The organism is Vibrio nitrifigilis (assembly GCF_015686695.1).
In the GTDB taxonomy this organism is placed as follows: domain Bacteria; phylum Pseudomonadota; class Gammaproteobacteria; order Enterobacterales; family Vibrionaceae; genus Vibrio; species Vibrio nitrifigilis.
In genome coordinates, this window is record NZ_JADPMR010000001.1 from 1,915,898 (window position 1) to 1,928,341 (window position 12,444).

Below are 12,444 nucleotides of genomic sequence, written 5' to 3' on the forward strand. Positions count from 1 at the left end.
CTACTCCTTGTCCATTACGCTGATTGCAGCATTACCGCTGCCTCACCGTCGCTTAAATGGGGTTTATGTTGTTCTTCCTCATCACTGATCACCGGAATGGCGCGAATCAATGTGCGGGTATAATCAGTTTTAGGGTGACGAAAGACTTGCTCTGTCGTGCCCTCTTCTAGTAGCTCACCGCGATACATCACGGCAACGCGATTACAAAAATGACGCATTAAGCTCAAATCATGAGAAATAAACAGATACGTTAGGCTCAATTCCCGCTGCAGTTTTTCCAGCAACTCAATAACACTTTTCTGCACCGACACATCCAGCGCGGACGTCGGTTCATCGAGCACTAAAATTTTTGGATTTGCCGCTAATGCACGCGCTATCGCGACCCGTTGTTGCTGACCGCCCGACAAACTGGACGGATACATCTGCGCGTACTCTTCGGGTAATTCCACCAGCGCCAATAACCGTTTTACTTCAGCCTCTACATCTCCCGTGTGGCCGATAAACTTCAGCGGCACCGTCAAGGTTTGCGCCACAGTACGTCTCGGGTTTAACGAGCTGGACGGATTCTGGTGTACCATTTGAATCGAATGGCGGTTTGCCACTTTACTGCGCCAAGTCTTAAGTGGTGTACTTTCAAGCAAAATATTGCCTGATGTGGTGTCGATAAGGCCCATAATCATTCGAGCTAACGTTGTTTTGCCTGAACCTGATTCACCGGCTAAGCCGTAGGTATCGCCTTGATAGATACTCAGCGATAACGGTTTCACCGCTTCAACACTTTGCACGGGTCGTTTACGCCAATCACGTTTGGTGACAAATGTTTTGCTTACCGACACCGCCTTGACCATGACTTTGTCGCTGCCCTGAGCCGGTTTTTGCTCTGAAGTGTCGTCATAAAGCTTGGGAACAGAATCGAATAAACGCTGAGTGTATGAATGCTGCGCGTTATCAAAAATTGCCGCTAATGAGCCAGTTTCTACCATGCGTCCGTGTTGCATTACATACACACGATCTGCCGTTTGCCGCACAACGCCTAAGTTATGCGTAATCATTAACAGCGCTAACTGCTCATCTTTCACCAATTGGTTAATCAGTTGAATGATTTCATCTTGCGTGGTGACGTCTAACGCGGTACCGGGCTCATCAGCGATCAGCAACTTAGTGGGATGTAAAAGAGCCATCGCAATCAATACGCGTTGGCGCATTCCACCAGAGAGTTGCCAAGGATACGCGTTATAAACCCGCTCAGGATCTGGTAATTTAACTTTACTAAGTACTTCAAGAATATGATGTTTACGCGCAGCTTTCGTGCGTTTTTGACCTGATGTTTGCTCCACAAACTTCATGATATCTATTAGATGGTCACGAATACGAAACACTGGATTGAACGATGTTTGCGGGTCTTGCTGAATCATAGACATCACATGCCCTTTCAACCCTTCTCGCTCTGGAGTACTCATTTGGGAAATCGGCTTACCTTCAATGAAGATATCCCCGCTTAAGATTTCCACCTGATCCATATTCAAGGTGCCAATCAGCATTTTACTGGTGACACTTTTGCCAGAACCCGATTCACCAATCAGTGCGACCCGTTCACCCGGTTGAATGTGCAGATTGATATGGTGCAGCACCTGACGTTGACCACCATACATCTTAAATGCGAGGCTAAAATCTTTAATCTCAACTAATGCTGTCATGCTTAGACCTCCACATCGAAAAAGTCGCGTAAACCATCACCAAGCAGGTTAAATCCTAAAATGGCGTATAAAATGGCAAGACCAGGCATTAAGGCTTCCCACCAAGATTCCGGCATGTAAGACGCCCCGGTCGAGACCATCGTGCCTAAATCTGGGGTTGGCGGCTGAACACCCAAGCCTAAAAAGCTTAACGTCGCGCCAAACAGGATGACGAAACCGGCATCCAACGTCGTTTTCACACTGATGGCCGCAATACAGTTAGGTAGTATTTCTTTCACCACAATGTGCCAATGACTCGCACCAGAGAGGCGTGCTGCTTCGACAAAATCTTCGGTCACGATACTTTTCGCTAAGCGATACACTAACCGGCAGTGCCAGTTCCACCATAAAAAGGCAATCGCAATCATGGCATTCACTAAGTTCGGCTCAAGAATGGAGGTGATGGCGAGTGCCAACGCCAAAGGTGGCACAGCAAGTAACATGTCGTTAAAACGCATGATTACCTGTTCAATCCAACCACCCGCGTAAGCTGCCACAATTCCTAAAATAACTCCGATAGGTACAGACAGTGCTAGCACACCCACAACCAATGACAATGAAATTCGATAGCCAAAGATAACTCGCGATAAAATGTCTCGCCCTACGTTGTCTGTCCCCATTAAATATTCAAGGCTCGGCGCGTGATGACGGGCGCGAAAGTTAACAAAGGTGCCTACATGTTCTGGATAAGGCGCAATCCAAGGAGCAAATACCGCGAGAATCACCACGCTTAACACGATGAGCAAACCGATCACTGCGGTTGGATTGCGTGAAAAGCGATACCATGCCTTTTGCAAGTTGGAATACTGTTTATCTGCTTTTGCCGGTGAAAATTCCTGCTCACCATTGGGTAGTTGGGTTGGTAATACTTGGCTCATGATGACAGTCCTTTTAATTTCACACGCGGGTCAACAAGACCGATGACAAAGTCGATCAACAGGTTAATCACGATAAAGAACACACCGGAAACCAGCACCACACCGATGACCGCATTAAAATCTTTGTGCAAAATAGAACGCACGCCATAGCTGGCAACACCCGGCCAAGAGAACACCATCTCCACCACAAAAGCGTTACCGATTAACGAAGCAAACTCCAACCCCAGAATGGTAAGTGGCGCGGACGCCGAAAGGCGCAGTAGATATTTAAAATTCACTTTTCGTTTTGAAACACCGCAAGCCCGCAATGTTTCAACGTGCTCACGATGACTAAATTCAATCATTGAAGAGCGAGTGATCCGCATCACCTGACTGATACCTGCGGCAGAAAGCGCGATGGCAGGCAGTAAGATATGTTGCAGCGCGTTAAGCCAGACATCCCAACGACCTTGTAGTGCACTATCAATGAAAATCAGGCCAGTACTACCTGGGTGATAATTAAGTGAAGCAGAGACACGTTCGGTGACCGGAAGATCGATCCAACCTAAGCTTGCAATCAGTTGTAGCACTAAGGCAATTAAAAATGACGGCGTCACTACACCAACGAGTGAGAATATTCGTGAGAATTGATCAAATACACCATTGGGTTTATAAGCCGCTAGAATCCCCAGAGGCATTCCGATAAAAGCAGTAAAGAATACTGAAATGATAACAAGCTCTAATGTTGCTGGAAGCGCTTGAATAATATCAGTCAAGACAGGGCGATCGGTTACCGTTGATTGGCCCATATCACCGTGAAATAGGTTAGTCACATAATCGAAATACTGTACAACTATCGACTGATCGAGACCCATTTTGATATGCAGAGCCTGCACCTGCTGCGGTGTGGCTAACGGTCCGAGGGCAATACGCGCTGGATCGCCGGGTACGAGACGAGCGACGACAAAAATAATGATCGATAATCCGACCAGTACCAGCAACAAACGCATAAAGCGCAGCCATAGGTAATAGGCTTGGTCCATGTATCTATCCTTGATAATCATTCCTTGCCTATTAAATCATCATAGCCACGCTCGACTCACAACCCCATAAAAGGGTAGTTTTTCGATTTTATGAGATAGTTTATTAATCAGAATTGCGTATTATTTAAGTATTTTAGTGTTTGCTTTTGTAACTAATTTGCTTTGACTACCCGTAAATAGGGTAAAACCATCCCTATAAGTTAAATACTTTTCTCATATCCCGTGAGATAGTAGACTCACTGCATAAAATACAGAAGAAAGGGAGGTATTCTTCACATGAGTTCATCTGCTGATCTCGACATTAGTCCAATTGCCCAGGGGCTATCTGAATCATCTATCCGTACCGTCGCAAACTACGGTATGACACTGCCTGACGTAGTACCGCTTTGGTTTGGCGAATCTGATATTCCAACGCCGAAATTCATTTCTGAAGCAGCGATCGCGAGCCTGCAACGCGATGAAACTCGCTACACTCCCAATAATGGTTTACCTCCACTTCGCCAAGCGTTGAGTGATTACTCCAACCGCTTATACGACCAAACATTTACCCCCGATAATATTGTCGTCACCGTATCGGGGACAGACGCCGTAATGCTCGCGTGCCAAACCTGCTTATCTGCTGGTGACAAAGTCGTGGTTATCACCCCCGTGTTTCCTACGTTATTTGCGACACCAGAGCTTTTGGGCGCTAACGTGGTTCCTTTTGCTCTAGAACAGTCCGAAAATCGCTTTGTATTAAATTTGAATGCTCTATTCGCAGAAGCTAAAGACGCCCGTGCGATTGTAATTAATAGCCCTAATAACCCAACGGGCTGGGCGGCATCGCAAGATGAAATCAAAGCCATCATGGAATTTTCTCGTGCCAATGGTATTTGGATCATTTCCGACGAAGTGTATAACCGTCATAGTTACGAGCAGGACTGTGCACCTTCGTTTGCAAATGAAATGCAAGAAGATGACAAGTTGCTTATTTGCAACAGTTTTTCTAAAGCGTGGTGCATGACTGGTTGGCGTTTAGGCTGGCTAACCTTGCCACAGCAACTCACACCCACCATCACGAAATTAATTGAATTTAACGTGTCATGTGCCCCTGCTTTTGTGCAACACGGTGGTCTTGCTGCAATCACTCAAGGTGAAGCATTTGTTCATCAAACTCTTGAGCGCTTTCGTCAAGGTCGCGACCTTGTACAACAATACCTTGGTGATATCGACGGCGTGACTTTGTATGACATGCCAGCAACCTTTTACGCCTTTATCAAAGTCAAAGGGTTAACAGACAACAGTCAGCCCGCTATTTTAGAGATGATCGAAAAACACCGTGTCGGCGTCGCCCCAGGTGAAGCCTTCGGCGCAGCTGGCGCCGGCCACTTGCGTATTTGTTATGGCAGTCATCCAGACAAACTCGAACAAGGCCTAGCCGGCATCCGAGACTATCTCATCAACTTCACCAAATAACCCCCAAAATCCCGCCCCGCGGGATTTTACCCCCTAACGGGGACAGGCACTTTAAGCCCCCTCCCTCTTATAAGGGCAGGCACCGCAATAGCCAAGTTGAGCTCGCCACTCCTCCTTTATAAGGACAGTCACTGTAATTATTGAAATGGCTCGCATTTAGCTACCTCATTTCTACCTTTTGTCGTTATTGCAAGACAGTATGAATCTCTCCCTCAACGACACAGAGTTCGTAATGACAATAGCCAGAAGCCAACAAGTCGACGTATCGATTACACCCTACTATCACTGTGTGTCACGCTGTGTTCGTCGCTCGTTTCTTTGTGGGGTAGACTCAATTACTGGGAAAAGTTATGAACATCGCCAACGTTGGGTAGAGCAAAGAATTCAACAGCTTGCAGTCATTTACTGTATCGATGTCTGCTCCTACGCAGTGATGTCTAATCACTACCATCTCGTCGTCCATATCAATCGAGAAAAAGCGCTCTCATTATCGAATAGAGAAGTCATTATGCGCTGGAGTCGTGAACATCAACTTCACCCTCTGATTATCAGATACTTAAACAACGACAAGTTAGATAAATCCAGTTTAGATAAATGCCATGAAATTACTGCCTGTTGGCGGGAACGCTTATTTTCTCTTAGTTGGATGATGAAAGAACTCAACATGTCGATTGCAGTCAAAGCGAATAAAGAAGACGATTGCACCGGACATTTTTGGGAGGGTCGATACAAATCCCAAGCTTTGTTAGATGAAAAGGCACTACTCGCCGCAATGACCTATGTTGATCTCAATCCAGTGCGTGCAGGAATTGCAACTACCCCCGAACATTCCAACCACACCTCCATTAAATTACGGACTTTGGCGGTAAAGACGCAAGTACCTGAGCGGTGCTTGTTTAAATTTACTGGTAATCAAGCCGCCAATTCACATCAAGGACTTCCCTTTTATCTGCACGATTATCTTCAGTGGGTCGATTGGGTTGGCAAAAACATACGCAAACCTAACTCCGCTTCGATTCCATCATATGAGCCAGGTATTTTACAAAGATTAGGTTTAGAACCACACGCTTTTATGAGTCAGTGTCTAGCCATAGAACAACGTGGAAGGCTATGGATAGGTCAAAAAGTTCAGCTAACTGCAGCGAAATCGAAACTCGGTAAATCGAGAATATGCGGTCTAGTTATTTGACCCACTATCTCATTTATAAACAATACCAGCCCCTCTTCTTTCGTAATCAGTTATACAGATTAGACCAATCATTTTTACTCTCTGGGCAGAAAATCGTTTAGAAATGCCCATTGATTAAAATCTTTTTACATTAGTAACGTCGATATTCATCGTGGTTTGCACTAAAAAATAAATAACTGCAGCTCTTGTCAGTTAGCTCACTCCCAATGGATATCGTCATTTCGCTTATTATGCCTGTCCTTATAAATTAGCCGATTAAAGTGTCTGTCCATTTAACAAGACCCTTACTATTACGCGCTAAACAAACAAAAACAGGCACTGCTAAGAGTGCCTGTCCTTATAAAGGTTTTTTTAATGTTTTATCAAGCTTGGGAGCTAAGATTTAAATACCGGTAGCTCTGAGCCATCTTTGACTAATAAATGCGTTGCTCGTTTTACAACCGCATCGATTGGGCAAAGTACACCGACATCGGTACTTTCACAGCCTTTGAAATTTAAATCAGCGTACGGTAGCGGATTACTGGCATTTAATGGAGCTAATGAGCGCCATTGGTCCAACGTTCTAGCGGTGAAGCGCACTCGTACAAACTCTTTATCACTGCCAGACTTGTGGAAACGAGCCATGCTCAATGTACCACCAGGAGGAATATCATTACTTGGGTATTGCGGTAACGACCAGCTAAAACCAAGCATGGTTTGGATCTCAGCAATATTACTGTCATGTCCGACTAACATGACAAGTGGACGCTCCAAGCGTTTATCACCGTGCCACTGTTTTGCCAATGGTGTGCCAGCAGCAATAGCAGACACCATTTGCTTCATCAGTAAAGAGCCACTATGAGCAGCAAATTCAGGCGTAGTCAGGGCTAAATCGTATTGAGCGGCATGAATACCCATTAACGCTTTGACTGACGCTGCATCTTTTCCATGACCAAATGCCACATCTTTAATTGGTAAGTTGTCGCTGTATTGCAGACGAATAGTTTCACCAATTGTCGCCCCAACTTTACCAGGACCTTTTAATGACGGCTTACCTGTATCTTTGAATTTTATGCCCCATTTTTTATCTAAAAACTCGCAGCTATATTGAGCGCAGACAGTGTGTCGTAGAGCTTCCACATCTTTTTGATATTTTTCAGCTGCTTGCTTAGGGTCACCAATGCGTGCCATGATCTGTTTTTTCATGACCGCAGGATCGGCATGCATCGCATGCAAATGATACAGTTCAAACAGTGGGCCATATTCCGCATTAACATGAAGCGGCGCGATACCACAGCCTGGGAACATTCCATCCGCCATCGCTTTACCCGTTGCAATAATACGTTGCGATGGGCTGGTCCAAAGGAAAACTTGCTCCTGTGACGAACAGTGATGAGTGATATTTAACCCTTCATCATTCCACTGCTTAAGCTGATATTTTGCCTGCTGCCAAATACCTGTATATCCATGGCCAGTCAGAGTGCCATCGGCCACTTCAAACTTAGGCCATGATTTACCAGTGGCTTTATCAAGCTTTTCAGTATTAGTTTGTGGCCGCACGCCATGGCGAGATAAAGAAACAACTTTATCCAGTGTCCATTCACTTGCAGATGCCGAAGAAATACTGCCCATTAGGCCCATCAGTAGCGCAGCTGCGATAGGCATTGCTTGCTTTATACTCATCAATTCAGTCCTGTTCTAGCCTAAATCTTATATTTCATACCAACTTCAAATTCAGTTTGACGTTGATCGCTGTCGTCACTTACTGATTTATTGGTAAAAGAAACAAATGGTGAGAAACGTTTCGTCACTTTATATTGAAATTCGACTTCTTGTTGATAATCATTTTTCTTATTATCAAACAACTCAGAATCACCACGATAATAGGTGTAGGTGTAACTGACTTTCAAATCATCGAACTTACGACTAAGGCCCGCATCAAAACGATTCTTATGGCGCGTTTCTTTATAGGCATAGTCTGTGATTTCATAGCGGTAGCGAGATGATAACTCCCAATTAGGCGCAAATCCGTATTTCAGTTTCAAATACGGTTTGTATTTGTATTTGTCTTGTTTTCGTGCCCAAGAAAAACCTGGTTCAATAGAAACTGTATCAGAAACATCGTAAGAATAATTCAACCCAATTGCCGTTTCATCCCAACGTAAATCATGGAATGCAATCCCTGCATCACCACTTTCTTCTTCTGCAGGTTGAAACTTCAATTTTAAAGAAGCACCAATACCGGAATCAAAATCTTGGCTCAATTTCACTTCATCGGTATGACCTTTCGATACATCTTCGTATTTATGACCATAAGAGAAGCTTGCTGCTTGTACTGATGAAGCCGCTGCCATTCCCAATAGCGCAATTGCTAACACGTTATATGGTTTCATTCTTTTTCCTTTTTGAATACACACCCTTTTCATTGCAAAGTTGATGAAAAAGAGAGTTAAACGGGCATACGCCCAACGCCTACATTTAAATTGCAATCAGGTGCTTATAAGAATCACCAAATTACATGAATTTTAATTATTAAAAATCATATAGTTAATTAGATAACCTCTGATTTATGGCGCTATTCTAGGTAGGTGATATGACAAAGCAGTGACAGATTTGCACATATGTGCAGAACTTTTTATGACAGAACCGTGACAGATACCGTCTCTGTATCGATGAAACAACTATATAAAATGCCGTAATTTTCTCCCTCTTTAGCGCTAACCGTCCACGTTTTTGCCAGCTCTCTTTTCGTCAATGAACAGTGCCTATCAATCTAAAAATGAAATACGGGAATAACAAATAACACTTAACTAATTGAGATTTATAACTTAAATTTCCACTCTAAGAATAGATGCATTTTTCAATTCGATTCGTGAATATGGAGTATTCATAAATCGAATGAACTTTTGATTGAGTTTCTAATCGTCATTCTTTCTAATGAAAATGAAATTGAGAACGATTCTTACTTAATGGATTCATAAATGCACCTTAATTCCCCTTTTATTCGTACCCCTTTAGCATTAGCGATCGGTTCGCTGATTGCCTCTGTCTCTTTCAACGCTCTAGCGGCTGATGATGCAAAAACGTCTGACAACGACAACACTCAAGAAGTCGTTAAAGTCTGGGCAACAAAAATCAGTAATGATTCATCACTGCTAACCGATGATATTGAAGCAAAACAAGCCGACCACTTAAGTGATTTATTACGTGATCAACCCGGTATCGATGTCGGTGGCTCGCACTCAACAGTGCAGTCATTGAACGTACGTGGCGTGGATGAATCAGACCTAGATATTACGATTGATGGTGTGACTCAAGCGAACAACATGTTCCACCACACGGGTAACCTTTTAATCAACGCAGATATTTTAAAAGCAGTTGATATTCAACTCGGTACAAACTCTGTTCTGACTAATGGTCTTTCAGGTGGCGTTGCTTTTGAAACTAAAGACGCGAAAGATCTCCTTCGCCCCGGCGAGAAATTTGGCGCTCGTCTGCACGGTAACTACGGAAGTAACGACTACTTTGCATCTTCTGTGACCTTGTATTCACAGTTGAATGATCAATTTGATGCAATGGCATACTACACACTAACAGACAAAAACAATCCGGATAATGGTGACGGCGATACCATTGAAGGTAACGAAGGTAAGATCAAAGATGGTGTGATCAAGCTGGGTTGGGATATTAACGACACTAACAGAGTAGAACTCAGCTACGACAAATATAAAGATAAAGGTGATTATTACCTACGCTCAAACTTCGGCAGTTCCTTTAACGTTGCTCGTGGTACGGCAACACAAGAGATTGAGTACACTCGTGAAACCATGTCTTTAGCGTATGAAATTGATCATGGCGACGCACTGAACTTACGTTCAACTTTCTACAACAACAAAATAGAATACGCGCCATCTTCTACCTCATCTGGTATTTCTGAACATACTGGTTTTAAAGTTTTGGCGGAATCAAATCTCACCCTGGCAGAGATGAACCACGATTTACGTTATGGGTTAGATGGCAACCACCAAACCTCTTACAAAGACAGTTCGACATCGACTGGTCAGAAAGACCGTGCAAACTCGTTTGCTATGTATGCTGAAGATGATATTCAACTGGCAGAGGGCTTTTATCTAAAACCAGGTGTGCGCTTTAACTATTACAACGTTGATATGTATTCAACCGATTCAGTAGAAGGCCTAGATAAAACTTATCAGCACTTCACGTTCGGTTTAGCCAGCCGTTACTTACTGAACGACCAATGGACAGTGAAAGCAAGTTCTACTCAGTTATTTAAAGGCCCAGAGTTACGCGAAAGCTTTGTGAAAGGTAATACCTCGATTGACCAAGATGTTAAAGCAGAAACAGGTCTTAACAATGAAGTCGGCGTTGCGTTCCAAGACAACGACCTATTCTGGATGGATCGTGTCGGCTTCTCGACTAACCTGTTCCGCACTCACATCAAGAACTACATTCAAGATTGGGCGAGCGGTAAAGGTGAATACACCAATGATGGCGACTACACCATTCACGGCTTCGAATCAGAGCTATCAGCACGTAAAGGCAACCTGTCAGCACGTCTAACCTATTCACACTCAAACTCTCGTAATGATGAGACTGGCGAGTCACTGCTTTACGAAGTGGGCGACAGCATTTCATTCGGTTTGAACTACCTGATTCCAGAGTACGATCTAACGGTTAACTGGACGACAATGATGTCTCTTGATCTGAAACCTGACACTGACGACGACACATTCAAAGAAGGTTACGATGTTCATGACATCTCGGTTACTTGGATGCCAGAACAATATGATCGCCTATCGGTCACTGCAGGTGTTGAAAACATCTTCAACGAACTGTACTACTCACAAGCTTCATACACTTCTGGTTCAATTAAAGATTACGAACCAGGCCGAAATGTAAAAGTATCTGTGGCATACACGTTCTAAACCACCGTTTTCTAATATAAAAGTCAGGCTAACTTACTGAAAGTGAGCCTGACTTTTTTATTTTGTAGCACTTTATTACAAATGATAATGGTTATTATATACATTATGCTTTACAGCATAATTCAGCCCGCTAAACTACGTCCGTCTCAATAAATTCATATTATTATAAAAATGATCAATCGTATTGATATCAACTTATTAGTAGTTCTAAATAAGTTATTAGAAGAAAAACACGTCTCCAACACCGCTTTTTCACTGAATATGAGCCAACCTAAAGTCAGTCGCTCATTACAAAAACTACGCGAACTCTTTGGCGATGAACTGCTTGTACGTACATCAAATGGCTATGAGTTAACCCCCAAAGCGGTAAACATTCAAAGCAATGTCAGTCACGTATTACACAATTTAAATTCACTTTTTCAAACAGATACGTTCATACCCGCAGAGAGTGACGACAAAATTCGCTTGTATGCGCTGCCTTCTACATCCAATTTGGTTATCCCTGATGTGGTTGCCAAAGCCAATCAGCTCGCCCCTAACATGGTGCTAGATATTAATTCTACGGCTAAAGATCACTTTGCAGCCCTGCTCTCAGGAGATATTCATTTTGCCATCTCGACCACAACACCTAAAAGTGGCGAACAAGATCTCTATCGCATTCCCTTATTTAACTGGGATCACTGCTTATTGATGCGTGAAGATCACCCGTTAGCACAGCAAGAATTGACAGTGAATAACCTGCTGGATTACCAATATGGACACATTTCTGTCAACAATACCTGTAAGTATTCGTTTGAAAACCAATTCAGCGAGTTAGGGTTATTAACTGGGCAACGTCAATTTAAGACGGTCATTCAATTAACCGATTTTGTCTCAGCGGCAGGAATCGCAGAAAAAACCGATATTCTGTTCTATGTGCCGCACCGATTGGCAGAGCAAGCTTGCATAGGAAGAAAACTGATCACCAGAAATGTCCCTGAAACGCTCAACTATCCAAGTGAGTCTGTCTATCTATATTGGCACAAGCGTTATCACAGTGATCCCATGTGTATTTGGTTTCGCTCGCTATTTAAAAAGCCAACTGAAAGCGAGCCACTGACCGTTGAACCGCAATGGAACGACATCAAATCTGATCACCACTTTATCTATTCGAGCAAAATAGCAAACGCTTAACGCCTAACTAAGATTTACATTATTCGCCTTTAAACAATGCCTTGCGGTTAATTGGGTATAAAAAAG

The 12,444-nt window shown here is 43.5% G+C and carries 9 protein-coding genes; 4 read left to right on the top strand and 5 right to left on the bottom strand.

Annotated elements, in window-relative coordinates:
• Window positions 1-14 precede the first annotated feature (14 nt).
• From nikE to I1A42_RS08565, 3 genes are read right to left on the bottom strand one after another with little or no spacing between them, the layout of a single operon-like run.
• Window positions 15-1,697, bottom strand: a complete 1,683-nt coding sequence (gene nikE / locus I1A42_RS08555) for a nickel ABC transporter ATP-binding protein NikE (RefSeq protein WP_196123223.1) — start codon at window positions 1,695-1,697, stop codon at window positions 15-17.
• 2 nt (window positions 1,698-1,699) lie between these two features.
• Window positions 1,700-2,614 carry an ABC transporter permease gene (locus I1A42_RS08560; protein ID WP_161155738.1) on the bottom strand — a complete coding sequence of 305 codons (915 nt, stop codon included), beginning with the start codon at window positions 2,612-2,614 and terminating at the stop codon, window positions 1,700-1,702.
• On the bottom strand, window positions 2,611-3,636 hold the full coding sequence (locus tag I1A42_RS08565; protein WP_161155736.1) for an ABC transporter permease: 1,026 nt from the start codon (window positions 3,634-3,636) through the stop codon (window positions 2,611-2,613). The genes I1A42_RS08560 and I1A42_RS08565 overlap by 4 nt, the downstream gene beginning before the upstream one ends.
• A 276-nt stretch (window positions 3,637-3,912) precedes the next feature.
• Between I1A42_RS08565 and I1A42_RS08570 the strand changes: the two genes are divergently transcribed.
• Together I1A42_RS08570 and I1A42_RS08575 are read left to right on the top strand one after the other, a co-directional pair.
• Window positions 3,913-5,091 (top strand): pyridoxal phosphate-dependent aminotransferase, encoded by a 1,179-nt coding sequence (locus I1A42_RS08570; protein ID WP_161155734.1) that lies wholly within the window; start codon window positions 3,913-3,915, stop codon window positions 5,089-5,091.
• 232 nt (window positions 5,092-5,323) lie between these two features.
• Complete coding sequence (locus tag I1A42_RS08575; protein WP_196123224.1) at window positions 5,324-6,280, top strand: transposase; 957 nt, start codon at window positions 5,324-5,326, stop codon at window positions 6,278-6,280.
• A 375-nt stretch (window positions 6,281-6,655) separates the two neighbouring features.
• Here I1A42_RS08575 and I1A42_RS08580 read toward each other — a convergent pair whose 3' ends face one another.
• The gene (locus I1A42_RS08580; RefSeq protein ID WP_196123225.1) at window positions 6,656-7,942 is read right to left on the bottom strand and encodes a histidine-type phosphatase; all 1,287 of its coding nucleotides are present in this window, start codon (window positions 7,940-7,942) and stop codon (window positions 6,656-6,658) included.
• A 20-nt stretch (window positions 7,943-7,962) separates the two neighbouring features.
• A complete protein-coding gene (locus tag I1A42_RS08585) occupies window positions 7,963-8,652 on the bottom strand; it encodes an oligogalacturonate-specific porin KdgM family protein (protein ID WP_196123226.1) in 690 nt (229 codons plus the stop codon).
• A gap of 588 nt (window positions 8,653-9,240) precedes the next feature.
• Here I1A42_RS08585 and I1A42_RS08590 point away from each other — a divergent pair.
• Together I1A42_RS08590 and I1A42_RS08595 are read left to right on the top strand one after the other, a co-directional pair.
• Complete coding sequence (locus I1A42_RS08590) at window positions 9,241-11,205, top strand: TonB-dependent receptor domain-containing protein (protein WP_161155726.1); 1,965 nt, start codon at window positions 9,241-9,243, stop codon at window positions 11,203-11,205.
• A gap of 171 nt (window positions 11,206-11,376) precedes the next feature.
• The gene (locus I1A42_RS08595; protein WP_196123227.1) at window positions 11,377-12,378 is read left to right on the top strand and encodes a LysR family transcriptional regulator; all 1,002 of its coding nucleotides are present in this window, start codon (window positions 11,377-11,379) and stop codon (window positions 12,376-12,378) included.
• Window positions 12,379-12,444: the final 66 nt, after the last annotated feature.